Annotated in this window: 19 protein-coding genes; 10 read left to right on the top strand and 9 right to left on the bottom strand. The window is 59.1% G+C overall.

Going from position 1 to position 26322, the window contains the following annotated elements:
- Positions 1 to 93: 93 nt before the first annotated feature.
- Entirely contained in the window at positions 94 to 3012 is a 2919-nt protein-coding gene (locus M9920_01835) for an alpha-L-rhamnosidase N-terminal domain-containing protein (protein MCO5051027.1), read from the bottom strand.
- 175 nt (positions 3013 to 3187) lie between these two features.
- On the opposite strand from M9920_01835, the gene M9920_01830 reads away from it, so the two are divergent.
- Complete coding sequence (locus tag M9920_01830; GenBank protein MCO5051026.1) at positions 3188 to 4771, top strand: glycerophosphodiester phosphodiesterase; 1584 nt, start codon at positions 3188 to 3190, stop codon at positions 4769 to 4771.
- Positions 4772 to 4799: 28 nt separating this feature from the next.
- Here the strand turns inward: M9920_01830 and M9920_01825 are convergent, their stop codons facing one another.
- Positions 4800 to 6149, bottom strand: coding sequence for a C45 family autoproteolytic acyltransferase/hydrolase (locus M9920_01825; GenBank protein MCO5051025.1), 1350 nt, complete (start codon positions 6147 to 6149; stop codon positions 4800 to 4802).
- Between the two features lie 266 nt (positions 6150 to 6415).
- Here M9920_01825 and M9920_01820 point away from each other — a divergent pair, with 266 nt between their 5' ends.
- Genes M9920_01820 through M9920_01805 form a run of 4 tightly spaced genes read left to right on the top strand, consistent with a single transcriptional unit; the run spans position 6416 to position 10423 of the window.
- Positions 6416 to 7480 carry a class A beta-lactamase-related serine hydrolase gene (locus tag M9920_01820; protein MCO5051024.1) on the top strand — a complete coding sequence of 355 codons (1065 nt, stop codon included), beginning with the start codon at positions 6416 to 6418 and terminating at the stop codon, positions 7478 to 7480.
- A 45-nt stretch (positions 7481 to 7525) separates the two neighbouring features.
- The gene (locus M9920_01815; GenBank protein ID MCO5051023.1) at positions 7526 to 8377 is read left to right on the top strand and encodes an ABC transporter permease; all 852 of its coding nucleotides are present in this window, start codon (positions 7526 to 7528) and stop codon (positions 8375 to 8377) included.
- A gap of 44 nt (positions 8378 to 8421) precedes the next feature.
- The gene (locus tag M9920_01810; GenBank protein ID MCO5051022.1) at positions 8422 to 9156 is read left to right on the top strand and encodes an ATP-binding cassette domain-containing protein; all 735 of its coding nucleotides are present in this window, start codon (positions 8422 to 8424) and stop codon (positions 9154 to 9156) included.
- A gap of 58 nt (positions 9157 to 9214) precedes the next feature.
- On the top strand, positions 9215 to 10423 hold the full coding sequence (locus M9920_01805) for an MlaD family protein (protein ID MCO5051021.1): 1209 nt from the start codon (positions 9215 to 9217) through the stop codon (positions 10421 to 10423).
- 9 nt (positions 10424 to 10432) lie between these two features.
- Here the strand turns inward: M9920_01805 and M9920_01800 are convergent, their stop codons facing one another.
- Positions 10433 to 10603, bottom strand: coding sequence for a hypothetical protein (locus M9920_01800; GenBank protein ID MCO5051020.1), 171 nt, complete (start codon positions 10601 to 10603; stop codon positions 10433 to 10435).
- A gap of 172 nt (positions 10604 to 10775) precedes the next feature.
- On the opposite strand from M9920_01800, the gene M9920_01795 reads away from it, so the two are divergent.
- On the top strand, positions 10776 to 11711 hold the full coding sequence (locus M9920_01795) for a serine O-acetyltransferase (GenBank protein MCO5051019.1): 936 nt from the start codon (positions 10776 to 10778) through the stop codon (positions 11709 to 11711).
- Between the two features lie 9 nt (positions 11712 to 11720).
- Here the strand turns inward: M9920_01795 and M9920_01790 are convergent, their stop codons facing one another.
- From M9920_01790 to M9920_01780, 3 genes are read right to left on the bottom strand one after another with little or no spacing between them, the layout of a single operon-like run.
- Positions 11721 to 12320 carry a hypothetical protein gene (locus tag M9920_01790; protein ID MCO5051018.1) on the bottom strand — a complete coding sequence of 200 codons (600 nt, stop codon included), beginning with the start codon at positions 12318 to 12320 and terminating at the stop codon, positions 11721 to 11723.
- A gap of 42 nt (positions 12321 to 12362) precedes the next feature.
- Complete coding sequence (locus M9920_01785) at positions 12363 to 12977, bottom strand: hypothetical protein (protein ID MCO5051017.1); 615 nt, start codon at positions 12975 to 12977, stop codon at positions 12363 to 12365.
- A 51-nt stretch (positions 12978 to 13028) separates the two neighbouring features.
- Entirely contained in the window at positions 13029 to 14324 is a 1296-nt protein-coding gene (locus M9920_01780) for a replication-associated recombination protein A (protein ID MCO5051016.1), read from the bottom strand.
- Between the two features lie 831 nt (positions 14325 to 15155).
- Between M9920_01780 and M9920_01775 the strand changes: the two genes are divergently transcribed.
- The 4 genes from M9920_01775 to M9920_01760 are packed head-to-tail and all read left to right on the top strand — an operon-like array spanning position 15156 to position 23705.
- A complete protein-coding gene (locus M9920_01775; GenBank protein MCO5051015.1) occupies positions 15156 to 17006 on the top strand; it encodes a beta-galactosidase in 1851 nt (616 codons plus the stop codon).
- A 3-nt stretch (positions 17007 to 17009) separates the two neighbouring features.
- Positions 17010 to 20210 carry a DUF6259 domain-containing protein gene (locus tag M9920_01770; GenBank protein ID MCO5051014.1) on the top strand — a complete coding sequence of 1067 codons (3201 nt, stop codon included), beginning with the start codon at positions 17010 to 17012 and terminating at the stop codon, positions 20208 to 20210.
- 46 nt (positions 20211 to 20256) lie between these two features.
- Entirely contained in the window at positions 20257 to 21534 is a 1278-nt protein-coding gene (locus tag M9920_01765; GenBank protein ID MCO5051013.1) for a glycoside hydrolase family 55 protein, read from the top strand.
- A 50-nt stretch (positions 21535 to 21584) separates the two neighbouring features.
- Positions 21585 to 23705 carry a right-handed parallel beta-helix repeat-containing protein gene (locus tag M9920_01760; GenBank protein ID MCO5051012.1) on the top strand — a complete coding sequence of 707 codons (2121 nt, stop codon included), beginning with the start codon at positions 21585 to 21587 and terminating at the stop codon, positions 23703 to 23705.
- A gap of 438 nt (positions 23706 to 24143) precedes the next feature.
- Here the strand turns inward: M9920_01760 and M9920_01755 are convergent, their stop codons facing one another.
- The 3 genes from M9920_01755 to M9920_01745 form a co-directional block, all read right to left on the bottom strand.
- Complete coding sequence (locus M9920_01755) at positions 24144 to 24725, bottom strand: hypothetical protein (protein ID MCO5051011.1); 582 nt, start codon at positions 24723 to 24725, stop codon at positions 24144 to 24146.
- 97 nt (positions 24726 to 24822) lie between these two features.
- The gene (locus M9920_01750) at positions 24823 to 25482 is read right to left on the bottom strand and encodes a PEP-CTERM sorting domain-containing protein (protein MCO5051010.1); all 660 of its coding nucleotides are present in this window, start codon (positions 25480 to 25482) and stop codon (positions 24823 to 24825) included.
- Positions 25483 to 25614: 132 nt separating this feature from the next.
- Positions 25615 to 26304 carry a PEP-CTERM sorting domain-containing protein gene (locus M9920_01745; GenBank protein MCO5051009.1) on the bottom strand — a complete coding sequence of 230 codons (690 nt, stop codon included), beginning with the start codon at positions 26302 to 26304 and terminating at the stop codon, positions 25615 to 25617.
- Between the last annotated feature and the right edge of the window lie 18 nt (positions 26305 to 26322).

Below are 26322 nucleotides of genomic sequence, written 5' to 3'. Positions count from 1 at the left end.
CGCGACGTATTTCAGAGGTTGCACCGGGAAAAATCAAGGTTGGCACTTGGTCGTTCAAAGGATGTGGCAAGATCAGGTGGTTGAATGGTTTCGTTATTCCAGCACTTGGCCGTTAACCACGACTTTCAGGCCGTTGTGCGTGGCGTTTTTGACGAAAGTCGCTTTCACGTTGGCGGGAGCGGAGTAAGTGACGGTCAAGGTGTTATCTTGAACCTTCCAATCCACCTGCACGGGACCGCGCGCCGTGGCCGTGGTGCCGTGTGCCCAGGTCAAACCGTTCAGGCGCGGGCTGATTTGAATCGTCGCCGCACCCGGCGCGGTGTCCTTGACGCCGAGCACGATGCGATTCAGGAAACGCGAGGGAGCGCTGGACCAGGCGTGCGCGTGGCTGCGCGTTGGAAAGCCGCTGCCGCCCGTTGTGCCAGTCGGAAAACTTTCCCACACGGTCGTCGCACCAGCTTCCACCATCGGCAGGTATTGCTGATAAATTTCCCGCAGAATCACGTCGTCGAGGCCGAGTTTTTCACACGCTTCGTAGAGATACAGCGCGGCGAACGGCGACCCCACTTTCACCATTTGAGGCGGTGGATTCGTCACGTTGTTGATGGCGGACGCCGCGTGTTTCTTCGGCACGACATCGTATAGCAGAGACAGAAAACTGGTGTGCTGACAGATCGAAGAACTGACTGAGCCATCGCCGTGTATGGAATCCGGATAGGCTTGCTTGGTGTCATCCCAAAGGCGGTTGATGCCGTTGACCAGTCGCGCCCGCAGGGATTTCAGCCAGGCGACGTGCGTGGGGTCATGCAACACCTCGGCTTCCTTCAGTGCGGCGTCAATCGCGCCCACGACAAAAAAACTGTTGTGCAAAACGGTTTCGTGCGCCTGGTCAATGTTCACCCAGTCAAAGAAATTCCAGAACGGTCCGCTGAACAGGTCGCGGTCATCCACGTATTTTTCCACACCTTTCAAGTTCTGAATCACGGCGGGATAAACGGTACGCAGCCACTCGGCGTCGGCGGTTTCCCAGTAATGATCCCAGGTGGAAATACCCCAGAGCAAACTCCACGCGGGCAGGAGCACGTCCCAACCCGACGGGGTTTGGCAGCCGGCAAACGGATAGTGTTCGAGCGATTGCGCGGTGAGGTTGATGCAACGCCGCGCCAGGTCGTGCGCGCCGAACACGCCATAGGCCAGCAGCGATTCGTTCCGCGCGTCACCGACCCAGTGCGTTTGCTCGTAGAGCGGACAATCGGTGTAGGTGTCTTCCATGCACAGTTTGAGCGTGCGCGTGGAGATGTCCCAGATGCGATCCAACCGCGCATCGCTGCAACTGAAACTGCCGATGCAATTCACTGGATAGGTGGATTCGATCAGGTTGAAGTGGCGCAGCCGCACGGGGGCGTGCTGATTGCGCAGGGTCAGATAAACGTAGCGACCGGAACGGCGTTTCAGCGAGGTGAAACGGTTGTTGCCCGGCTTCGTGACGTAACGCAGGCCGTTGCGGTTGCTCCATGGGAATTGGATGCGACCGTCGGGCGCGATGTATTCCACGGCGAAAAGATCCACCTCCACTCCGCCCTCCGCCTGGAGATCGAAGTTCCAATAACCGCAGTTTTGTTCGCCGAGATCGTACCGCAGTTCCACGTCGCCATCCGGGCTGGGTTGAATGGTGGTGAACTCGGGGTTGTCGTGGAGCGCGCCCGAGGGATTGGTTACCAACGCCGTCGCGTCGCCGACCACCTGTCGCTGCGTGAATTGCCAGAACGCATCTTGAACGAACATGCGTTCGCTGGGCAGCAACTCGCAATTCCGACCGAAAGTCTGTTGCAGCGCGGCGGTGTCCTTGATCGCGGTCAGCCAGCCATCGGACTTTTTGGCGTAATCGCGGGCCGCTTCCCCGAAGGAATCGTGGCGGCGAAATTGCATCCAGACGAGATCGTTGGTGGCGATGGCGTAATCGGGCAGGCGGATGAAAACCCATGGATTCTCCCGATCCGGCTGCAACGGGTTGTGCAGTTTGAATCCTTGCGGATTCATAAAGCGCACCGCTTTTTCCTTGTCGTGCCCAAACATCTGGTTGGGAAACGCCAGCACGAAATGGGTGCCGGCAGCAAGCTTCACTGCGCCGTCGCGGCGCGCGCCGTCAATGGCGAGCTTCATGCCTTCCGATTGCAGGTTCACCGTGGTTTCCCGGTCGGCGGTCAGAATCGTCGCCATGCCAAACGCGCAACTGACTTCCTGATTGGCTTCGATCAAACCGGGATGTACTAATCGCGCCGCCGGCACGCAATAATTCCAGCCATCGGCTTTGACCACTTTGGCCGCGCTCAAGGATTTGAACGCAAACGGTTCCTTGGTGAGCAGGGCGACATCGCGGGGATTCAGGTCCTTCCAAGGGCCATCGTTCGCGTTGAACAACACGGCGGCGGGTTGGAAGGACAACGCCTCGGCCAATCGCGCGTCGTAAAGTTCGACCGGCTCCATTTGGATGCTGACTTTGGGCGTATTGGCGATCAGCGCGGGAAACGCCGCCACCTGCCAGGAGTCATCCGTGCTGATCCGCATGGTTTTGCCATCGGCGAGCGCGACGTCCAATTGCGCGAGCAACCCGGCCTGCTTGGGCACGCGATGAAAATCGCCGACACCGTAATAACGCGCGATGACGCGGATCTCATTCGAGCCGTCGCGCAGATAAGGCGTTGCGTCAATGACGTCGTATTGGAAATGCTCCGGCCAACTCCGCGCCGGGCCGTCGTTCACCCATTGATCGTTGATGAGCAGCCGGTAAAAACTATCCGCTGTGATGCGCAGCGCGGCCCGCTCCGGTTGGGTGAGATGAAAGTTCTTTTGCGCCACGACCGCCTGATTGTAGGCGTACCCATCCGCGCCCTTGAGCCAGATCCATTGGGCTTGCAGCGCCTGATCCGTTGGTGCGGCCCATCCGTGACTGGACAACATTCCGATGACGAGACCGAGGGCGACCCGCCAGCCCGAGCCAGAAAATCTCATTGCCAATTTCATAATTGTTGCGGGCGTTGTAGCGTTTGGCTCGCGAACAAGCAACGCTGAACCTGCTCACGCAATTCCGTTCGCCAATCGTGAGTCCGGCAGCTCCCGCCCCGGTGCGAATGGATTTGCGCTTTTACGGCTTGTATTGAGACGCGACTTCACGATGATTCGCGGCATGACATTCCGCACGACTCGCCGGTTGCGATTACCGATTATTGGCGAGTGGCTTTCGCTCGGATTGGCGGCGGCGACAGGCGTGGCTGCCTCTGCGTTTCCGTTTTTTGAGCCGGTGCAACCGCCGCGTGCGCTGCAGGTCGTGGCCTGCGGCGGGGCCGCGCGGTCAGCGCCATCCAATACTCAACCCGCGCTCGAACATTGCATCGAAGATCAATTGGAATGGGGCGCAGTGGTCGTGCGTCGCACTCGCGACGGCCGGCATGTGCTCGCGCCTTCCGCCAGCGTCACCGATACCAACGGCGCAACCTTCAAGATCAACAAAACCGACTGGACCACGCTGCGTCGAGTGGACGTGGGGGCGACGTTTGCCGAGCGCTTTCGAGGCACGACGTTGCTCGCGTTGGAAGATGGTTTCGCGCTTTGTCGCGGTCGGCTGAATCTTTTGCTCGAGGGTAGAGCGGCGGATGTGGCGCAGCTCGTTCGGGAGATTTTGGACGCGCACATGGAAGCGCAGGTGGTAGTTTGTTTGAATGCGAAAGAATGTCGGCAGGTTCGGTGGTTGAGCGGCGGCAAGATCGCTACGATGACCCAATGGCAACCGGCGTTGGGCGGGGCGGATTGGGCGGTGAAAAATGGTCTGACCGCCGTGGCGATTGCGGCGCCGGATTTGACACCTGAAAACGTCGCGGCCTTTCATCGCGCAGGCATCAAGGTGCAGGCGATGATGGCAGATTCAGGGGATCAGCCTGATTTTTGGGAACGCGCCATGGTTGCGGGCGTGGACTGGTTGCAAACGGATGTGCCCGAGGAGGTGCTGGCGCACGCCTTGTGGCGGCGCATCACCCAACGACCAGTGCAAATCTCCTTGCATCGCGGCGCCGGCCGATATGCGCCGGAGAATACGATGCCGGCGTTCGAGAAGGCCATCCGGTTGGGCGTGGATTACGTGGAGTTTGATGTGCGCGCCACTCGGGACGGCGGTCATTTTCTATTACATGACGCGCGTTTGAATCGTACCACGGACGGAGTGGGGCCAATCAGTGAAGCGAGCACCGCCACGGTTCAGGCGCTGGATGCCGGGGTGAAGTTCAGTCGCGCCTTCGCCCAAACCCCAGTACCCGGTTTCGAGCAATTCATGGCCGCCTTTGCGGGGAGGGTGAATTTTTATTTTGACGCCAAACAAATTCCCGCTGACCTGGTCGCCAGTTCCTTGAAAGCGCAGGGTATGATTGAGCGCACGGTGATTTATCAATCGCCGCAGTTCATCGCGCAACTGCAAGCGCTCAATCCCGCCCTGCGCGGGCTGCCGCCGTTGCGCCAGGTGGAGCAGTTGGAGGCGGTCGCCCGACTGAAGCCTTACGCCGTGGATGTGGATTGGAAAATCCTGTCGCCAGAATTGATCGCTCGCTGTCACGCACTCGGCATCAAAGTGTTTTCCGATGCGCTCGGCGAATTCGAGCGGGTCGAGGAGTATTTGCGGGCGATGGAATGGGGGATTGACCTGATCCAAACGGACTACCCGCTGCGCGTGATGCGCGCGATCGAGTTGTGGTCCGAGCGGCAGACGCAACCTGAGAAGTGATCATCCCGGGTGACGCCGCGAACCAATCTCAGCGGGTTTGATCCAGAAACGCCGGACGACCGTCGCTGCCCGGTTGTGAACCCTCCTGCAAATCCGGCCGACCATCGTGGTCGCCGTCCAGCTTGGTGAGATCAAGGAAAACCGCCGGTCGCTGATAAGCCTCGTCGCTCGGTCCGGCGTAGGTGACCCAGAGACGCAGTGCGGTCGCGTCAAAAACAGTGTTCATCACGTTGCCGCCGCGAATCGGAATCGAGCAAGCCAGTTGCATCATGCGTTCGCCGTCGAACTTGCCGTAGTTTTGGCGCAGCGTTGGAAACGCGCCGCGCCCTTCGTCGTTGTAAACCACGTCCGCCAGCACATTCGGAGCAAATTCATCCGTCGGATCGTTGTCGCGCCAGATGCGGATTCGGTCGTCGCCCGACTCGGGACTATGAGCGCGAATTTTGACGGCGCGCTTTTCCGCTCGCCCATCGCCAAACACGAAATGGTAGCGCTTGGTCATGGGCTGTTGCTTGAAGAGGTCCAACGCGCCCGACAGGGCGGGAGCGTCGTAAAGCACCGTGCGGAACCACGCTGTGAAATGCGGGGCTTGGAGGAAATACGGCATCTCGCGTTCAGGTGAATCGCCCATTTCCGAGAGTGCGATACCCGCCGCGTTCATGCCGCAATTCGCCCCAATGATTCCCGCGAACGTGGGCAGGACGTGGGCTTGACCGACCGATGGCAGATAAACCACCAGCGCGGGAAAATTGTGCGCGCCGACCTCAAGATTCCAATCCAGGTCGCGTGTTTGATACAGATGCCCATCCGCGCTGGCCTTGCCCCAGACGGCAACCGCACTGCACGAATACGGCATCAACAGCGGCAGACAATGCGCGTGTTGCAGCGCGCGAATCGGTATCTCCGCGCCCGCCGCCAGCCCGGCCAATTCCTGGACGAAGCGCGGATCGCTGAACGCGGACGTCGTGGCCCAGGCCTGGTCCAACTGCTCGTCAGAAAGTTTGAGCTGTTGCTTGAATCCCGCCACGGCCGCCGGAACGAAGCGCTGGATTTCCGGCTTCAACAAGTACCCCAGATGCCAGCCCATTTGATACGGAGTGCCGCCGACCACAACCACCGGCACGCGCGCCGCACCGTTCGTCAGCAGCAATCGGTAGCCGCCACCGCCCACGTTGGAATTTTCCGAACTGACTGCCGCCGTCGCTCCGCCGACGATCGCCGTCTCCTTTTCCGAGCTGGCCGCCAACAAGTGAACGCCGACGATCCAGGCAAAGAGAAAAGCGCCAACGCGCAATGGCTTGGTCAATGGATGGGCGCGGGCGCGGGAAGTTGCGGGAGTAAGGTCACGGGTGATTTTTTTCAGCGCGTTAACATTCATCGGATGATTATGGCGCTGTGGCTTAACAATTCCCGACCAAACTCGTCAAGCCTCAACGCAAAATCTGCTTGCCGCTCGTTTCACGTCTCGACGCTCAGTCTGTGCTGACTTTCGGGTGGAGGCAAATGCGACGTGTAACCGGAAAATAAAATCCGGTTTCCGTTGAATTTCCATGAATCTTCCGACGTAAACGAACGGTCGAGATGAAAATTAAAGCCTGATTTTTAACCCGCATCGTGTTAGCACAATCCGTAGGAACACATTTTATGAAAAAGCATCTCCATCCACTCCTCGGCGCGGGAACGTCGGGTATGAACGCCGGATTGATTTTAGCCGCGGCATTTGCGGTTGCGGTGGCGCTCGGTTGCGCCGGCTGTTCGAGTAAAAGTTCGACTTCTCTTTCGCGTGAGGCCGCACTACCTTCCCGCAACGTGTCAACTGCCGCCATGACGCCTTTGCCTTTTCAAACTTCTCCGCGATTGCAAACCATCGTCCAGCAGGCGGTCGCGGACACGCTCCAACAATTCGCGGAGTTGCGTTTGCAAGGTGATGAACTGGCCGTCACGCTGGTGGCCTGGCCCGATGCCGACCCGCCGGCTTGGGCCAGTTATCGTGGAACAGAACAGTTTTATCCGGCCAGCGTGGTGAAAGCGTTTTATCTGGTGGCCGCACATCGCTGGCTGGAGGACGGGCGAATGACGGACACTCCCGAGTTGCGCCGCGCGCTGCGCGACATGATTGTGGATTCCTACAACGAACCGACGGGTTACGTGCTTGATCGGTTGAGCGGCACGACGAGCGGACCGGAATTGCCTCCGGCGGAATTTGCGGTCTGGGCCGCCAAACGCAACGTGGTCAATGAGTATTTCGCCGCGTTGGGTTACACCCGAATCAACGTGAGCCGCAAGACGTGGTGCGAAGGTCCGTACGGACGGGAAAAGCAATTGTCCGATGAACCGTCGCCTAATCATCGGAACTGGTTGACGACGGAGGCTTCCGCCCGGTTGCTGACGGAAATTGTCACCGGCCGATCCGTGACGCCCGAACGCTGCAAGCAGATGCTGACTCTGCTTGAACGCCAGCCCTTCGCCGCCGACGCCAACACCCAGTCGCGCGAGTACGTTGGCGCCGCTTTGCCGCCGGGATCGAAGTTGTGGTCCAAAGCCGGTTGGACCAGCGAAGTGCGCCATGATCTGGCCTATGTCGAGCTGCCTTCCGGTGGTAAGTACGTGTTTGCCATTTTCACGAAGAATCATTCGAAGGACAAAGACATCATTTCGTCGGTCGCCCGCTCGCTGCTGAGTGGCTTGGGAGAAGCCTCGCGCCAATGAATGAGATAACGGATTCGTGCGGGAACCAGATCGGAGGCCGTCGTTATGTCGGAGGTTGAATCAACCACACTGGACGCCGATTCGCGGCGCCCGTTCATCGGGCATTATTATGCCGGGCGGATCGGGCGGCGCGTCATTGACGCCTTGGCGACGTTGCAGGGATTGGGCGCGTTTGCGTTGATTACGCTCACCGTCATGCCGCGTAAATTTGGCGTGGCCACCCGGGTTATCCGACCCTTGATCGAACGGGAAATTTTTCGCGTGGGCATCCAGTTGTTGCCCATGGTGTTGTTTGCGGCGCTGGCGCTGGGGTTTCTCGTGATTGGCCAGACCGTGGCGGTGTTGACCCGCGTGGGCGCCGCCAATGAACTGTTGGGGAACATCATGGTCATTGTGGTCGTGCGCGAACTCGGTCCGCTCTTGATGGCGTTCCTGGTATTGGGTCGCGTGGGGACGGCCAACGTGGTCGAGTTGGGCATGGCGCGCGCGCTGGGCGAAGTGGAATCGTTGGAAGCGGTCGGTGTGGACCCCGTGCATTATTTGGTGGTGCCGCGCGTTGTGGGGATGGTGGTGGGCACTTTTTCACTCACGGTGTATTTGATCCTGGGCGCGTTGGGGAGCGGTTATCTCTGGGCGTTTGTGCAGGAGGTGCCGATTCAACCCGCCGATTATTTCAGCCAACTGGCCGGGGCGTTGACCGCGCTCGACTTCGTGATGCTCGCGCTGAAGACCGGCAGCTTTGGTTTCATCATCGCCATTGTCACCTGCTATTACGGACTCGCGCACCCGCTGCAACTCGATCAAATCTCGCGGGCAACCGTGCGCGCCGTGAGCCAAAGCGTTGTGGCCTGTGTGCTGTTGGACACGCTGTTTATTATCGCCTATTTGACCTTGTGAACCCGGGAATTCCATCAGCGACGGTCGAAGCTCCGATTTTGGAAATGCGGAACGTCACGGTCACGGCCCTGCGCAATCCGAAATGGCTCGTGGCTGGGCAGGTCAACTGGACGGTGCGCGCGGGCGAGTTTTGGGTGATCGGCGCGCCGCAACGTTCAGGCAAAAGCGACTTTCTGATGACCGCGGCCGGTTTGATGCCGCCGCGGGAGGGCACCGTTTTGTTTCGGGGCGAACCACTGCCGATTTTTGAGGAGAAACGGCTGGCGTTGCGTTTGAAACTGGGCCTGGTCTTCGCGGGCGGACAATTACTCAATTCCCTCAGCGTGGCGGAAAACATCGCTTTGCCGTTGCACTATCATGCGCGTTGGGAAGCAACTGACATCCAGCGTCGCGTGGCCCGGTTGCTGGAAGTGATGGAACTCACGCCGTGGGCGAACTTGATGCCGGTGCATGTGGCGCGGAGTTGGTTGCAGCGCGCGGGATTGGCCCGCGTTCTGGCTTTGGCGCCCGAGTTGTTGCTCGTGGATAGTCCACTCGCCGGTTTGGATGTTCGCCATACCTCCTGGTGGCTGGAAATGTTGGCGGCGCTATCGCGCGGCCATGAAATCATGGAGGGAACGCCATTAACCCTCTGCGTCACGGCCAGCAATTTACAGCCGTGGCGACAGTGCGCGAATCGCTTCGCCAGTCTGCACCAACGCGAATTTCAGGTGCTGGGAGATTGGGCGGCGGTCGCCGGTCGGGCCGAGGCCGACGTGCGGGAGTTGTGGCGGGAATGAGATTGTCCCGGAGACTGGAATTTGAAACCGTAAGCGGGACGGAGCGAAAAGCAAACGCATGGCGCAGCCGGATTTAACACCGCAACTTCGCACCCGCCTGAACCGCATGGAACGGGCGGTGGGCTGGTTCGTACTCGTGGCGGCCGCCTTGTTGCTGGCGGGCTTCGGTTATTACCTGCGCAACACGGCGCAGCGCAAGGGCTGGTTCACGCCCAAGCTCAACTACGAAACGTCGCTCAACAACGCCGCCGGCCTGAAAGTGGGCGATCCGGTCAAGCTGATGGGATTTCCGGTCGGCGCGATCACCGACATCATTCCCAACGAACCGGACGCGTGGTTTGGAGTGACGGTGAACTTCACGATTCGGAAACCGAATTACGGTTACATCTGGGACGACTCGCGCGTCAAAGTTTCCTCGGACCTGCTCGGCAACCGGTTTCTGGAAATCACCAAAGGCGTATTCGGCGTGCCGACGGTGCAGGAGGATACCAACCGCGTGGCCCTGCAAATGTTGGACTGGCAGGCGGCGACGAAAGCGCGGCGTGAACAGGCGGAACGAGTGCGCCGCGAGTTCCCCGAGCTGGAGCAGACGAATCTGTCTGCGTTCAACTGGCGCGTGAAAGACGAGTTGGAACGCCTGGTGCATGCGCAGCCGCAACAGTTTTACACGAACCTGCAGGAGAGTTACTGGATCATGCCGCTGGAAACGCCGGCCGTGAGCGAGCGTTTGGAGCAGCTCATCAATCAAGTTGAAGCCACCCTGCCGGGACTGCTAAACCTGACCAACAAAATCAACGCCACGCTGGATCAGGGCGTAACCCTGATCTCGAACTTGAATCTGGTGGCCGGGCAATCGCAGCCGGTGATTTCCAATCTGGCCCGGCTCAGCGAGGAAGTGCGCGGGCCGGGAGCGCTGGGCGAGTGGGCGTTGGGGGTGAACGGACGACAACAATTGGATGCGGTGCTGCTGAGTGCGGATCGGCTGTTGACCAACACCGACACCAATCTGACCGCCGTATTGGAGCAGTTCGGCGAGTCACTGAACAATCTGGCGGAAATCACCGGCGACTTGCGCGCTCAGGTCGCGGCTAACACGAATATCCTGACTTCAGTCTCCGAGGCGGTGGTGCATGCGGATGATTTCGTGCAAGGGTTGAAGCGCCACTGGCTTTTCCGGTCGGCCTTCTCCAAGAAATCCACGTCGGACCAACCGGCGCAATCCAAACCGCGCGTCACCTCGCCGCGTAATGGAGGCTTTGATCAGTAGCAACTCCGATTAAATCCGAATCAGGAGAAAAATCAACGCAGTCAGGCACGCGAGGAAAAATCCGATGACGATGCCGTCCGCCAAACTAAAATGCGGCGCGGCGCTGCGATTGGACGGCAGCAGGGCCGGTTTGATGTATTCGCCGCTTTTCCGGGTCACTTTGAAAGTCAAGGCACTCATACCGCAATTTTAGCAAGGTTCGAGCCAGTCCGTTGCGCTGGTTGCCACGCGGAAACTTTCGCACCGCCGCCTTTGATTTTTGGCGGTTGCTCTGCGATTTCATCGCCGCGCACGGATTCAGGACTTTGTTCCGAAACTTGCCAGTGTTGTCGCGCTCGCGAATACTGTTCCAGTGAACGATCCGGTTACCCGATTAACCAATGAGTTGATTGCCTCGTACGCCCAGGTTGGCGGCATCAATCATCTTGACGGTCAAAATCTTCCTTCCAAACAGGCGATCACCTCAATCACCTGCGATCTGTTGCGACTGCTGTTTCCGGGATTCTTCGATGAGCAACTGGTTCACTCCTCCGCAATCAAGGCGGAGACTGCCGCTCTGTTGGACACGGTGTTCGGCAAATTGGAAACGGAAATCCGCAAGAGCCTGGAATATAACCCACCCGAAAAATTGCCGCCCGGCCAGATCGCGGCCACCGCCTACCAAATCACGTTGGAATTCCTGGGCCGGCTGCCGCGCCTGCGGCAGGTGCTGCACACGGATACCGAGGCCGCGTTCGATGGCGATCCGGCGGCGTTCAGCATGGAGGAAATCATTGTGGCTTACCCGTTCATCGAAGCCATCTCGGTGCAGCGGCTCGCGCATGAATTGTATCTGAAAAACGTACCGCTCATTCCGCGCATCATGACCGAATGGGCACATTCGCGAACGGGAATGGATTTGCATCCGGGCGCGACCATCGGCTCGCACTTTTTCATTGATCACGGCACGGGCACGGTGATTGGCGAAACCGCCGTCATCGGGAATCATGTGAAGTTGTATCACGGCGTCACGCTCGGAGCGCGCAGCACTTCGGGAGGCCAACAGCTTCGGGGCCACCGTCGTCATCCGACCATCGAGGATGAGGTGACGATTTATCCCGGCGCGACCATTTTGGGAGGTGAAACGGTCATCGGCGCCGGCAGCACCATCGGCGGCAACGTGTTCATCATGAAAAGTGTGCCGCCCAATTCCCTGGTGGTTTACGATGGCCTCGACGTGCGGGTGTTGAGCAAGAACGATCGGGGGAGCGCGCTGGACCGCGACTTCATCGCGGATTTCCAGATTTGAACGGCGGCTTCAGGGCGTTTGGTGGCGGTTCCAAAGCGTCACGAAAGCGCGATAAAATTCGTCGGACGATTTGATGTCGCGAAAGATCTGGTTGCGTTCGTTCCAATTAAACTGGCGCTGCTGGCGCTGGTTTTGCAGGTCCACAAAATTGACGTGTTGGATGGAAAGGTTGAGCACGTCGATCGCCTTGAAATCGAACCACTCCGAGCGCCGCGCCGGTTTCGCGCCCGTTGCCAGCGCGATGATGTTGGTTTGATCGCGGTCATTCCGCACCACCGCCAGCTCGGTGACGTCCAGTTTCATGAGTTTAAGTTTCACCTCCCGGTGCGCCAGCGCTTCCGGATCGTATTCCACCTGCATTTCACGAATTCGCAGGAACGGAATACCGCCGAAATCAGCGGGATTGTAGAGCGTGACGTCTTCGAGCGTTGCGGTCGGCCAGAAGACTTTTAGCGAGAGCTTCTTGATTTTGACCTCCATGCCGGTTTGCGCGCGGAGTTGTTGTTCCACCGCCGTCCGGGCCACCGCATCTTTGGAAAGCAGCAGCGCGACCGCCAGCGCGCCCATCACCACCAGCGCGAGGAACAGCCATTTGATCAGACGCAACATGCCCGCAGTATGCGTCGGGTCGCCGCCCGGCTCAATGGCGAATCAAACTTCGGTGCGCACATCCTCCGGTCGGACTTCGAGACATTCATCCTGATCTTCCCAGATGATGGCGGGATAATGTTCGAGTAAACGCGGGGCGAGCTTCATGCCGGCGTGCCGCAACATCCGCTCCGCCTGTTGCGCCGCGTGTTCGTAAGCGCGGTCGTAATCACCCGCCGCCCGGCGCCGACGGTCGTCCCAATGCGCCACGGCGTGAATCGGTTCGTATTCCTCCGCCCAAGCCGCGAGCAACTCGCTCACCTCGCTGGGCAGTTCGGCAAAAGCGACCAGCGTTTCGTTGCAGTGCTGGCAGATCAAACCGGACTCGCGCACGTCGCGGGTCAACAGCGGCAGCAACGGCGCGCGGCAGCAGGGAGAATCCAGATAAACTACGGGGATGGTGGCCAGCCGCTGCAACCAGATCTGCCGTTCGTGCGCAATCAACGCCGCCAGCCGATACGCGCCGACCAGTGGATGCGACAACCGCCACGCCCGGCCTTCCAACTGTCCCAACGTCTGGGCCAGCCAGCGCGCCAGGGTGAGATCGTCGAAAGCCTGGAAGGTCCGGCTGTAGCCTTTCCAGAGTTGATCCAGGGGCGAATCGGATTCGAATGCCATCGCTTGGAGCATGGCGCGAACCAGCGGTTTTGTCGAGCGCGCGCCGGACGCTCATTCCTTCTGAGTTGGCGCGCGCAACCGGCGCCAGTGTTCCAGCCGTTCCTTGATCTTTTTTTCCACGCCTTGCTCCGTCGGCTCGTAGTACCGCTTGGCGGCGCCCAAATAATCCTGGGGCACGAAGTGGCCTTCGTAATCGTGGGCGTACTGGTAGCCCGCGCCATGACCCAGAGCTTCAGCGCCCGAATAGTGGGTGTCGCGCAAATGTTCCGGCACGGGCAGCGTGACGCCCGACTTCACATCCGCGAGCGCGGCGTCAATGGCTTTGAGGCTGGTGTTGCTCTTGTGCGCCGTGGCGATGTAGATCGTCGCTTCGGCAATCGGAATTCGCGCCTCCGGCCAGCCGATAAACTCCGCCGCTTGAAAGGCGGCGTTGGCCAGCACCAGTGCCATCGGATCAGCCAGGCCCACGTCTTCCGCCGCGTGAACGACGATGCGCCGCGCGATGAACCGCGGGTCCTCTCCCGCGTGAATCATCTTTGCCAGCCAATAGAGCGCCGCGTCCGGATCGCTGCCGCGCATGGATTTGATGAAAGCCGAAATGGTGTCGTAATGCGCGTCGCCATCGCCGTCATAGACGATGGCTTTCTTTTGAATGCTTTGTTCGGCCACCGCCAGATCGAGTTGAATGACGCCGTTCGGGTCGGGGTTGGTGGTGAGCGCGGCGATCTCCAGCGCGTTCAAGCCTTTGCGCGCGTCCCCGTCCGCCATCGTGGCGAGATGCCGCAGCGCGGCTTCCGTGGCGTTGATGTTCAGATAACCCAGACCCCGCTCCGCATCCCGCAAAGCGCGATTGAACAATTGCCATAAATCCTCCGCGGTGAGCGGGCGCAGTTCAAAAATCTGGGAGCGCGAAACCAGCGGCGAATTGACGAAGAAAAACGGGTTGTGCGTCGTGGCCCCGATCAGGCGGATGACGCCGCTCTCGACATCCGGCAACAGCACGTCCTGCTGCGGTTTGCTGAAGCGATGGATTTCGTCAATGAACAGAATGGTGGGCTGCCCGGTGTTTTCGAGGCGGTTATGCGCACCGCTCAACGCGCGCCGCATATCGGCGACGTTGGATTCCACTCCGCTGAGTCGTTCAAATTTACTTTTCGTCCGCTGCGCGATGATTTGCGCCAAGGAGGTCTTTCCCGTGCCGGGCGGCCCGTAAAAAATCAGTGATTGGATCCGATCCGCTTCAATGGCGCGGCGCAGCAATAATCCCGGCGCGAGGAGGTGTTGTTGGCCGATGAACTCGTCCAGTTGGCGCGGCCGCAATCGGGCGGCGAGCGGTTGGTGGCGCAACGGTTGGGCGGGCGGCGCTGCGGTCGGGGCGACCGGCGCCGGGTTGGTGGATGAAAACAAGTCGTCGCGCGTCACGATTCAAGACTAGCAGTGACGCGGCGGTGGCGGAAAAGAAAAACGGGCGGCGCGCGCGATTTGCGCTGCGGCCACCCGTTAAAGTCACCCCACCATTGCCGTGTGTAACAACTCCTTTGAACAAGTTGAGTTCAACTTGCGGTGTTTGCCGGGAGACGTTCGACTTCCAATCAAGGCCTGTCGGCGGTCAAGCGGACGCGCACCAGGATTTCGTATTTATTACGGTTCAAGGATTCAGTTACAAACCACATGCAGGGCAGGGTAAAATCTCCTGCTTGAACTTTTGATTCCAAAGAGCAATGACTGCTTGGTCGTTTTTCCCCTTTGCACCCTTTGTGCCAATCCCTGACTACGGTTTCATCCTACGCCAGATTATTTTTCTGACAACCGAAAAAACTTTCAAATGGGCATTACTTGACTTGACTTTGACCGCTCCGGTTTAATGCGCCAAGTCGAGTCCATGATCCATGACGAAGTTAAATTTTTTCGAGATCGCCAGGAAAGCCAGCCGTGTATCAAACGAGCGCTTCTCGTGGCTTGGTCGGCGACCTCACCGATGCGGTGAGTGATGGGGTGGCGGGTCGGGTCGCGCGCCCTTCGCATCCGTGAAAACCACGGCGTTGCGGCTCGGAGCTTGCGACTGCCGGAACCGTCCGGTGGAATTCGGGAATGGCGCGGGTCGAAGGATTGATCGCGTTTTGTTGGTGGAGTAAAACCAGATCGCCGCGGCGCCGGCAATTTCGCGCCCGTTAATTTATGCAAAGCACAATACGAAAACGATTAGGGCTTATCGGCATCAGCCTGCTGGCCGGAGCGTCGGTTTTGAGCGCAGCGGAAAAATGGCAGCCGGCGCCCGGTCCGCTCCTGACGCGTTGGGCGGCGGACGTTTCTCCGAAGAACGCGCACCCCGAATACCCGCGCCCGCAGTTGGTCCGCAAAACCTGGCAGAACCTCAACGGTCTGTGGGATTACGCCATCACCGCCCAGGCCGCGTCGCAACCCACCGCTTGGGACGGACAAATCCTCGTGCCGTTCCCGATCGAATCCGCGCTTTCCGGGGTGATGAAGCGCGTGTATGAAACGAACCAGTTGTGGTACCGGCGCACGTTCAAAATTCCCCGCAGTTGGAAGGGCAAAAATGTCCTGTTGAACTTCGGTGCGGTGGATTGGGAAACGGCCGTTTGGATCAACGGCCAGGAGGTCGGATCGCATCGTGGCGGTTATGACGGATTTAGTTGCGACATTACCGCCGCGCTCCAACCGAAAGGCGAACAGGAAATAGTGGTTGCCGTTTGGGATCCCTCGGACGCCGGGCCACAGCCGCGCGGCAAGCAGGTCCGCAATCCCCACGGCATTTGGTACACGCCTACGAGCGGCATCTGGCAAACCGTCTGGCTCGAACCGGTGGCGCCCGCGCATTTGCAGGAATTGAAAATTACGCCAGACGTGGACCACGCCTCGGTCCGCATCGCGGCGCGCGGTATTGGCGGCAACGGCAAAACCACGATGAAAGTGCAGGTGCTGGATGGTCGCCGCGTGGTGCGGGAAGGCGTGGTGGAACAAATGATCTCCACCCGCTCGCTGCCGCCGCAAATTCTGCCCGCGATCGAATTGGACGTGCCGAACGCGAAACTTTGGTCGCCCGAGTCGCCGCATCTTTACGATTTGCGGATCACGTTGTTTGAAGATGGAAAGAAGATTGACGAGGTCAAATCGTATTTCGGCATGCGCAAAATTTCATTGGGCAAGGATGAAAACGGTTTCCTGCGGTTGTGCCTGAACAACCGGCCCTATTTCCAACTCGGCCCGCTGGATCAGGGGTTCTGGCCGGACGGCCTTTACACCGCGCCGACGGATGCAGCGTTGCGTTATGACATTGAAGTGACCAAGAAGCTCGGTTTCAACCTGGCGCGCAAACACGTGAAGGTGGAGCCCGAGCGCTGGTATTACTGGTGCGACAAACTCGGCCTGCTCGTGTGGCAGGACCTGCCCAGCGGCGATAAGAGCGCCAGGTGGCAAGGCCCGAGCGGTTTCGATGGCGAGGAAATGCAGCGCACGCCCGAGTCGGCGCAAATTTATGAGCGTGAACTGAAAGCGCTCGTCGCGGGCCGCTACAATCACCCGAGCATTGTCGTGTGGGTGCCGTTCAATGAAGGTTGGGGGCAGTTCGACACCGTGCGCATTTTGAATCTCACCAAACAACTTGATCCCACGCGTCTGGTGGACGGCGCGAGCGGCGGCAATCATTTTCCGGCCGGCGACATCATTGACCATCACCAGTATCCCGGCCCCGGTCTGCCGCCCAAGGTGGCGGATCGCGCCATGGTGTTGGGCGAATTTGGCGGGCTGGGGCTGCCGCTGCCGGGCCACACCTGGCAGGACGAAAAGAACTGGGGCTATCGCAGCTTCACCAACGCCACCGAGTTGACCGCCGCCTATGTGGACTTGTTGCAAAAATTGCATCCGTTGGTCAAATCCGACGGATTGTCCGCCGGCATTTACACGCAAACCACCGACGTGGAAGTCGAGGTCAACGGCTTGATGACTTACGACCGCGCCATCATCAAGATGGATGTTGACGCCGTGCGCCAGGCCAATCAGCCGTAGCGCATGAAGCGTCCCAACCGCACGGCCACCACGCTGCTGTGGGCGGTATTTTGCAGTGGGCTGGGCGCGACGAATGGAGCTGAGCTTCGTTCGTCGCAACTCGCATTGACGCTGCGAGATGGCGTCGTGGTTGAACTGAGAAATCAACTCACGCAGGAAGCGTTCGTGGTGTCACCCAAAAGCATGGCGCTCCCGGCGGGATTGCACCGATTGAACGAGCCGCTGCTGCCCGTCACCAACAGTCGTGAGGTCGTCAGCAGTTTGGTGGCGACGCAAACCGGCGTCTGGCCCGGGCTGGGTGATTTCGAGTTGCGCGCGGAAATTGAACCCGACACCGGTGATGTGTTGCTTACGCAGACCGGCACGTCCCCGCAGAAAAAACTCGCCGGTATTTCTTGGGCGATTGCGGATATTCCCGACCAGTTTGAAGTGCTTGTTCCCGGTTGCAGCGGCCAACGCTTCAGCGCGTCCGCCCCGGCGGGGCGCCGGGAGTTTGATTATCCCATGATGTGGGAAGCCGGATTTGTTCTGCTCCAGGGCCGCGCGGGTGGGTTTCTCATCCGCGCTGATGACAATGCCCCGCGCTACAAAAATCTGACGGTGGAACACAGCAACCGAAGTTTTCGGCTGCGTTTCGAGAGTCGCAACCTCGCGCCATTCACCGATAAAGAGCGCATCACCTCCTGTCGCTGGCGTCTCACTGCTTATCAGGGCGATTGGCTGACCGGGGCGGCGCTTTACCGGCAGTGGGCGGCGCGGCGGCATCCGACACCCGGTTCCCAGGAGCGACCGGACTGGGTGCGTAACACGCAATTCGTCGTGACCTTGTCGGTGCAATCAGCGGCGCTGTTGCCGGAGTTGGCGCGCCATTGTAATCCCGCACAAACCCTGCTCTACGTTACGGACTGGCGTGCCGCCGGCTACGACCGTGATTATCCCGATTACACCGCCGTACCGGAATTTGATGGCTTCATCGCGGCGGCGCACCGGCTGGGTTTTCGCGTGATGCCGCACGTAAACTATTTTGGCTGCCAGACCGACCATCCCTTTTACGAGCAGGTCAAGCACGCGCACTATCGCAATTCGTTCACGGGCGAATTGCTCGGCTGGGAATGGCCGGCCCATCCGCCCATCAAGTTTGCTTACATCAATCCGGCAAGTCGTGTCTGGCGGGCAATGTTCATCGCGCGCATGACCGAGTTGGTGCGCACTCATTACGTGGACGCGCTGCACCTCGATCAGACGCTCTGCATTTACAATGACGCCAATGGACTGGTGGACGGACTGACCGGCATCGAAGGCAGCCAAGCTCTGCATCGCGAACTGCGCGCCGCGTTGCCCGATGTCGCTTTGAGTGGCGAAGGCTTGAACGAAATCACCAGCCCTTACGAAGCCTTCGCGCAACGCCACATCTGGAGCATGGACCACATGCACTTCACCTGGAACGATCGCCTGGTGGCGATGTCACATCCGGTCAGCTCCGCAGTGCTGGCGCCCGACACAAAAATCTACGGCTACATCGGCATGGCCAATCCGGGACAGGGCGATCTCTTCACCGTCTGGCAACGCGCTTACGAGGCGTTCGGCGCGCTTCCAACTTACAACCAACCTGACGCCACCCAATTGACTCACCTTTCGCCGCCCGCCGTTGAAGTGTTTCGACTGGCTCAATTTTTTCAACGACATCAACCCCGGCCGGACTTTGATTCAGTCTGGCAGCCGAACGACGTGTTTCGCTATCGGCTCGCCGACGGCGGCACGGCTTTCTATCGCCAGGATCACGGTGTGGTCTTCGGCTGGCAACCCGCGACCACCAATGCGACCGAGCCAATTCTCAGCCGTCGCATTGAAGGCGTGAATGAGGTGACTCTGGCCGGCTCGATTCCCGGTTGGCCGGCGTACGACGGAAAGCGTCTGCTCGGCCTCGATCCGAAACGCGCCTACGCTTGGTCCGCGACTCCCCGCGATTTGAATGTTCCGCACCTCACCGCTTTGCCTGAAGGTATGGCGCTTGAACAAGCTGGCGTGCATGAGAATTTTGCCCGCTTTCAATTTCAAAATCTAAAAGCGCCCAATGAAATTCAGCTTTGGGATTTTGAGGGGCCGGTCAAAACCGGCGTGCGCTTTGCCGACGGCACCACCCGCGTCGGCGACACGCTGCATTTTGAGGATTCTGACTCGGGTGGCTTGTTGCAAACCGACCAGGACGGCCTGTTCATTCATCCGCCGTGGCGCGGTGAGGCAGCCGCTCACGGACGACCGATCACCTTTGTCGAATTTACGGTGCGCCTGCCGCAAGGCGAACGCGTTCGCTTTACGGGCGCGGCCCGATTGCGGGACGCAGCCGTTGGGCAATCCGATGGCGCAACTTATCGCGTCTCGGTTCGGCTCGGCCCTCAAGAATACGCGGCGGAGATTCATCAAGACAGCGCCCAGCCCCAGCCTTTGGAGCTGGACCTCACCCCGCTGGCCGGGCAGTTGGTTCAGCTTCGCCTGACCGTGGATGCCGGACCTAAAAATGATCCGTCGTTCGATTGGGCGCTATTGAACCAACCCCGGATTGTTGTGCAATCCAGCGCGCCGCCCGTGGCGCAAACCATTCATCTGGCCGCCTTGAAAGAGGTCCGCGCGGCGTGGTCGGGCACAAATCAACTCGCCCTGAACGCAAGCCCCACCGGCACCGCCATGGTGAGCCTGCCGCTGCCGGGGCCGCTGATTTTGATGTTCGCTGAACCCGCGCCGGTCACCGCGACCACGGATCTGTTGGCCACCCGTTTTACTCAACAGATCACTTTCGAGACGGGTATTGAAATACCGGCCGCACCGCCGTATCTGAACGGCGTAACCCGGGCGACTTCGGGTGGCGTGCAAAAACACGCGCTCAGTCTGCAACCGCCGATTCGTGGCCGCGCCTTGGTGGATTGGCTGGTGCGGTTGCCGGACGCGCCGGTGCGTTTGCTTGCGGCCGTTGGTTTTCGCGATGGCCCGCCGGCGCAGCGGACGCGTTGCGAAGTGCTGGTCAACGGAGCGTCGCAGTTCGAGCGAGTGATGGAATCCCATGATGGTTGGTTGCCGGTGGAAATTGATCTTACCCCGTGGCGCGGTCAGCCGATCCTGTTGACCTGCCTGACCCGAAGCGAAAGCTACGCGTACTCGAGCGAGGTGCTTTGGGGCGAACCGAGGTTGGCAAGCGCCGCCAAATAGGGTTGAATCGTGGCGCGTAATAATCCATAGAGCGTTTGATAAAAACATGAACCGACAACTTCTCCTCATCTGCGGTCTGATTTGGGCCGCTGGCACCGCTTGGAGCGCCGATACGTTTTCCGTCCTGGACTTCGGTGCGAAGGCGGATGGTAAAACCGACGACACGGCGGCTTTTCAAAAGGCGCTGGATGCCGCGGGCCAGGCCGGTGGCGGCGTGGTGCAGGCGCCGCGCGGAAATTATTTCTTCGCCGGACACCTCAACGTGCCGTCCGCCGTCACGTTGAAGGGCATCTGGGAATCCGTCCCCGCGCACAACGGCATCCGCAATCCCGGCCTGCCCAAGCCGACGGAGGATGGCACGACGTTGCTCGTCACCGCCGATGCAGGCACGGAAGACGCGCCGCCGTTCATCACGCTCAATCACAACAGCACGTTGAAAGGCGTCGTGATTTATTATCCCGAGCAAAACGTGGATGCCGAACCCAAGCCGTATCCCTACGCCATCGCCATGCGCGGGAAGAACCCGGCGGTGCTCGCGGTCGAGTTGTTGAATCCGTACAACGGAATTGATGCGTCGCAGAATGAACGGCACCTGATTCGCGACGTGCATGGACAACCGCTGCGGCGCGGCATTTTTGTGGACGCCATCTACGACATCGGACGCATCGAAAACGTCCACTTCAATCCCTGGTGGAGCATGAAACCCAAGTTGTTTGAATGGCAACAGCAACACGGCGAGGCGTTCATCTTTGGCAAGAGTGACTGGCAATACGTCTTCAACACGTTCTGCTTCGGCTACGGCGTGGGCTACAAGTTCATCCGGACTCAAACCGGCGATTGCAACGGCAACTTCCTCGGCATCGGCGCGGACGATTGTTTCACGGCGCTGGAAGTTGAGCAGTGTTCGCGCATCGGCTTGCTGATTTCGAACGGCGAATTCGTTTCGTTTCACGGCCCCGACCCGACGATGATCCGCGTCGGCCCGAACAACTCCGGCAGCGTGCGTTTCGTGAATTCCGCGTTTTGGGGCCCGTGCAATCAAATCGCAAAGATCGCTGGAAAAGGCACGGTGGGCTTTGGCGATTGCATTTTCGTTCAGTGGGATCGCCGCCAGGAAGGGCGGGCGGCCCTGCAAGTCGAAGGCGGCAACGTGCTGGTGCGCGGTTGCGAATTTCAGGAAAATAAACCCCAGATTGAATTGGGTAGCGGCGTGCAACGCGCGGTGATCACCGGTAACCTCATGCACGGACCGAGCCGCATTATCAACAACAGTAAAGGCAATATCGTCATCGCGAACAACGCCGCCGACGAGGTGAAAAAATGAATCAACCTGTTCAAACTAAAAACTCCCGGCCCGCCTCGGTTGGGTTTGGGATGGCTTTCATCCGACGTTACCGCCGGCGCGCGTTCGGACTGCTGATTGCGGCGCTTATGGTGCTGATCGAGGCCGGCCCTGCCTTCGCGGCGACGCCAAAGCAAGACGGACGCACTTTTTTCGTGGCGACCAACGGCAACGACGCCTGGAGCGGCACTTTGGCCAAACCGAATCGTCGGCGCACCGACGGCCCCTTCGCCACTGTGGCGCACGCGTTGCAAGCCATCCGCGCGCAGCGTCAGCAATCCGGTAACACGGCCAGCGCCAAACTTTATCAACGGCGCGGCATTTATTTTCTGGAGTCGCCGATTGTGTTGCGTCCCGAGGATTCCGCGCTGCAATGGCAGGCTTATCCCGGCGAGAAACCGATCCTCAGTGGTGGGCGTGCCATTACCCATTGGCGCGAAACCACGGCGAACGGCCGCAAGCTCTGGGTTGCAGAAGTGCCGGCGGCGCGTCGTGGCGACTGGTATTTTCGCGAGCTATGGGTCAACGGCGAGCGCCGCGTGCGGGCGCGACATCCGAACACCGGTTACTTCAAGATCAAGGCCCTGCCGGACAAAGTGGCGCAATGGACGGAGGGACATCGCCGGTTCGAGTTCAACGCCGGCGACCTGCGCAACTGGCCTTCGCTGACCAACGGTGAAATTGTTGCGATGAGTCGTTGGGTGGAATCGCGCCTGCCGATTGCGTCCGTGGACGAAGCGTCCCATCGCGTCAATCTGGCCAAACGCTCGGTCTTCGAGCTGCAACCCGACGATCTTTATTACGTCGAAGGCGTTTTTGAAGCGCTGGATGCTCCGGGCGAATGGTATCTCGACGCGGCTGCCGGGATGATTTATTACGCGCCGCAAGCCGGCGAGCGCATCAAGAATTTTACCGCCATTGCACCGGTGTTAAGTCAAATCCTGCGGCTCGAAGGCGATATCGCCAAGGAACAATACGTTCGGGAGATTCAGTTCAACGGTCTGACGTTCGCGCACGCCGAATGGAATTTGCCCCGACCCGACGACAAAACCGCAACGGGCGGCTGGCCCGCGCCCGCAAATGAAGTCGGCGGATTCAATCAAGCCGCAGTCGGCGTGCCCGGCGCGATCTGGGGCGAGGGCGTGCGCCAATGCGTGTTCACCAACTGCACCATCGCGCACGTTGGCACTTACGGCATCGAACTGGCCCGGGGCTGTTCGTGGAATCGCATCACCCATTGCGACATTTATGACTTGGGCGCCGGCGGATTGAAGCTGGGCGAAACCGCCATTCGCAAAACGGAAGCCGAGCAATCCGGCGGCAACGAGGTTTCCGACTGCTACATTCATCACGGCGGAAAAATGTTCCAGAGCGGCATCGGCGTGTGGATCGGGCAATCGCCCAACAACATTCTGTCCCACAACGAAATCAACGACTTCTATTACTCGGGCGTATCCATTGGCTGGACATGGGGTTACGGCACGGCGCTCGCCTCCAATAACTTGGTTGAGTTCAATCACGTCCACCACATCGGCGTGGCGTCCGATGGCGATGGGCCGGTGCTCAGCGATATGGCGGGCATTTATTTACTGGGCAAACAACCCGGCACACGCGTCATCAACAATCTTTGGCACGACGTGGCCGCGACGAAATATGGCGGCTGGGGCCTTTACACCGACGAAGGCAGTAGCGGCATTCTGCTCGAAAGCAATCTGGTCTATCGCACCACGCACGGCGGATTTCATCAGCACTACGGGGAGACGAACATCATCCGGAACAATATCTTCGCCTTCGCGCGCGACCAGCAGCTCCAGCGCTCGCGTGACGAGGATCACCTGAGCTTCAGCTTCACCAACAACATCGTCTATTTCAATCAAGGCGTGTTGCTCGGCAGCACCTGGAAGAACGATCAATTCAACCTCGACGACAATGTTTATTGGGACACGCGCCTGGCCACCAATCCTGCCGCAATGAAATTTGCCGGGGCGACCCTGGACCAATGGCGCGCGCGCGGGCACGACCGACATTCGCTCATTGCCGATCCGCTTTTTATCGCGCCGCAAAAGGACGACTTCCGTCTCCGCCGTCAGTCGCCGGCGCTCAAGCTCGGCTTCCAACCGCTGGACCTGCGCCAAGTAGGCCCCAGACGCTAGCGCATTTTCAGTATTCCTCTAACCGCCGACATGACGCAGCGGGCCTTCCAACTTCGAGCCAAGCGTTGGGGTCAAACGGACGACCGCTCTTGGTTCGGGACGAGCATTCCCGCGACAGCGTCCTGGACTGCGGCAGGCTTCTGCCGCTTTCCGGTCGCGGGCCGATGATTCCAAAGCGGCAGGGGACTGTCATCCTGTCGTCCTGTCATCCTGTCAGTTGTTTCCGTTGCGGTTCAGGGACGCGGTGGAACGCGTCCCTCCCAAGGGAAATAGAACCGCGAAATACACGAAATACTCGAACGGGAAGACAAGGGAATAATTGGCAGAGGAATGGGGGAGCATCGCCGTCCTCGGCGGTGGTCGTTCGCGTCTCGCGGACGACATCAGATTTTGAAGTTAAGAGCTATCCAGGCGCCGAGGCGCAGAGAGAAAGGGGAATTACAAAGAAACTGGGCGTTTGACCGCGCCTCCGTTGTGCCGCCCTCGCGCCGCCAGCCAGAGCGCTCCGCCGCACAAAACCAACGCCAACGACGATGGCTCGGGAATACCGATAATGAAGGAGTCCATGCCAGTTAAGCTGGAAGGCAGATCGGCGGTGCCGCTGGGGTTCCAGAATTCTGCAATACCATGCAGACCCGTAGCCTCCCAAGAATCAACCGGGCCAGCCCAAGCCATGACCACGATATACACGGCATCTCCCGGCTCGGTGCCGGGCACGGCATAGGCGGCTTGGTTCGGATCAGCGAACCGGCCGGGAGCCACATTGATTCCGGTGGCTGAACCATCGCTCAAAAGCCATTTGCTGATCAGTTGCAGATTAAGCGAATCCGTTCCGGCAAGGAGCGCAAAATTGACATCCTGATCTAACAAGAGTCCACCCGGGATGTCGCTGGCAAGATAAACCAGACCATTGGCCGGCGGCAGGTTGTTGAAGGCAATGTAACCTTGAGCCACAACCCGCAGCTCAGCGGAGCCGAGCGTTAAACCGAAGAGTGCGATTTGAATCAATTTGCTGCTCATAAAGTTAAGCTTATTGATATGGGATTGACGCTTTGATGAAAACGGTCGAATCGAGGGCTTGATTTCATGACTCGGAATCGCATCCCGGTATTTTGGTTTAGGGAACTGGGCGTTTGACCGTGCCTCCGTTGCGCCGGCGCTCTCGCGCCGTCAGCCAAAGCGCGCCGCCGCACAAAACCAACGCCAACGACGATGGCTCGGGAATTTGTTGGAGGACCACATTGTCCAAATACGCAAAATGTGTGACCCCGCCAAGCGGCTGACTTTTGCTGAAGGCGATCGAGAAGAAGATGCCCGCGCTATCCCAAGCCCCCGGCATTTCAAGTTGGTATTGATAGCTCTGCCAAGCGGAGGCGCTTAATGGTGGAACGGCAATGGGGGTGATGCTGGCGCTTAATGAAGCACCCTCTGGCGTCCGAGCATCCATCCGCGTTGAGACTGAATCGAAGCCGGGCACACCCATTCTGGCGTCGAAAGTGAGTAAGAAAGTGAGCCCGTCAGTTGGGTCTGGTGTCAGGTTTTGGGCGGTTGAGACAAGTGAACTCACCACTGCGTACCAACTTCCATGGCTCGCGAAACTGGAATCTTGAGCTGCCGTGAGATTATTCCCACTCCACGGTGTGATTACTCCGTCCTCGAAGCTTCCGTTGCGGATGGAGGGGCCAATCAGGGTGCCTTGACCAAAAGCGGGTGAAACAACCGCCAAACCAAACAACAGACTGGCACACCGCGCCCATTGGGATTCATAGGTTCTCATAATTCCTTTCATTCCGGTTCAAAGACGATCTCGAATTCATAGTACGCGGCGTAATGTGTCACGCCACGGTTTCAGCAGTTCGGGAAGGAGGGCTTGATTTCATGGCATGGAATCGCATCCCGGTGTTTTGGTTTAGGGAACTGGGCGTTTGACCGCGCCTCCGTTGCGCCGCCGCCCGCGCGCCGCCAGCCAGAGCGCCCCGCCGCACAAAACCAACGCCAATGACGACGGCTCGGGGATGGCTGTGGCGTTAATTGCGAATTGAAGCGCATAACCTCCCGTTAAAGTCCAATTCAAGCCGTCCGGAGAAGCATAATAAGAACGCCCCATAAACCATCCCTCGATGGCATCGTAGTTAGGAAAAGTGGCCGTCACAAGCTGGGCGTTATACGCCCCATCTGAGATGGGCGACTGAGAAGTAAGGACAACCCAATACCTTGTGGAAGGAGAAAGAACCAGATCGGAATCGGTATAAGTATAAATGCCAGCACTGGTTGGATGGGATTCTCCCGCCAGAGTTGCGAGGATGCTTTGAGGTCTTAGTAGGCCGCTATCATCGTATAAAAACACAGAAAATCCGAGCGGCACGCTGGAAAGCGAATCCATCGAGAGTAAAGCGCTGTCAAAATAATACCCTGCTGAGTTTGTCCCGGTGGTAAAATTTTGCGCGAACCAAGCATCGTTTCCGATTCCGACACTACCTACAGGGGTTCTGCTGAGATTTGAAAGATAAGCGCCTTGAGCATACAGCGAGGACGTGAGCAAATACATTTTGGAAGCGAAGAGGCACAGCAATACAAAATGGCGGATCTGAATTTTCATAGTAAAAGGGTCTTGGTA

It is taken from the genome of Verrucomicrobiia bacterium (assembly GCA_023953615.1).
GTDB lineage: Bacteria > Verrucomicrobiota > Verrucomicrobiia > Limisphaerales > JADLHS01 > JADLHS01.
The sequence above is the reverse complement of the archived record's forward strand: the minus strand, read 5'-3'. Positions and strand labels throughout refer to the sequence as shown.

Bases quoted from the DNA above. Each gene is read 5' to 3' on its own strand.
- M9920_01830 (MCO5051026.1), top strand. From the start codon at position 3,188: ATGACATTCCGCACGACTCGCCGGTTGCGATTACCGATTATTGGCGAG.
- M9920_01800 (MCO5051020.1), bottom strand. From the start codon at position 10,603: ATGAGTGCCTTGACTTTCAAAGTGACCCGGAAAAGCGGCGAATACATC.
- M9920_01835 (MCO5051027.1), bottom strand. From the start codon at position 3,012: ATGAGATTTTCTGGCTCGGGCTGGCGGGTCGCCCTCGGTCTCGTCATC.
- M9920_01815 (MCO5051023.1), top strand. From the start codon at position 7,526: ATGTCGGAGGTTGAATCAACCACACTGGACGCCGATTCGCGGCGCCCG.
- M9920_01775 (MCO5051015.1), top strand. From the start codon at position 15,156: ATGCAAAGCACAATACGAAAACGATTAGGGCTTATCGGCATCAGCCTG.
- M9920_01745 (MCO5051009.1), bottom strand. From the start codon at position 26,304: ATGAAAATTCAGATCCGCCATTTTGTATTGCTGTGCCTCTTCGCTTCC.
- M9920_01810 (MCO5051022.1), top strand. From the start codon at position 8,422: ATGCGGAACGTCACGGTCACGGCCCTGCGCAATCCGAAATGGCTCGTG.
- M9920_01765 (MCO5051013.1), top strand. From the start codon at position 20,257: ATGAACCGACAACTTCTCCTCATCTGCGGTCTGATTTGGGCCGCTGGC.
- M9920_01750 (MCO5051010.1), bottom strand. From the start codon at position 25,482: ATGAGAACCTATGAATCCCAATGGGCGCGGTGTGCCAGTCTGTTGTTT.
- M9920_01785 (MCO5051017.1), bottom strand. From the start codon at position 12,977: ATGGCATTCGAATCCGATTCGCCCCTGGATCAACTCTGGAAAGGCTAC.
- M9920_01755 (MCO5051011.1), bottom strand. From the start codon at position 24,725: ATGAGCAGCAAATTGATTCAAATCGCACTCTTCGGTTTAACGCTCGGC.
- M9920_01760 (MCO5051012.1), top strand. From the start codon at position 21,585: ATGGCTTTCATCCGACGTTACCGCCGGCGCGCGTTCGGACTGCTGATT.
- M9920_01825 (MCO5051025.1), bottom strand. From the start codon at position 6,149: ATGAATGTTAACGCGCTGAAAAAAATCACCCGTGACCTTACTCCCGCA.
- M9920_01805 (MCO5051021.1), top strand. From the start codon at position 9,215: ATGGCGCAGCCGGATTTAACACCGCAACTTCGCACCCGCCTGAACCGC.
- M9920_01820 (MCO5051024.1), top strand. From the start codon at position 6,416: ATGAAAAAGCATCTCCATCCACTCCTCGGCGCGGGAACGTCGGGTATG.
- M9920_01770 (MCO5051014.1), top strand. From the start codon at position 17,010: ATGAAGCGTCCCAACCGCACGGCCACCACGCTGCTGTGGGCGGTATTT.
- M9920_01790 (MCO5051018.1), bottom strand. From the start codon at position 12,320: ATGTTGCGTCTGATCAAATGGCTGTTCCTCGCGCTGGTGGTGATGGGC.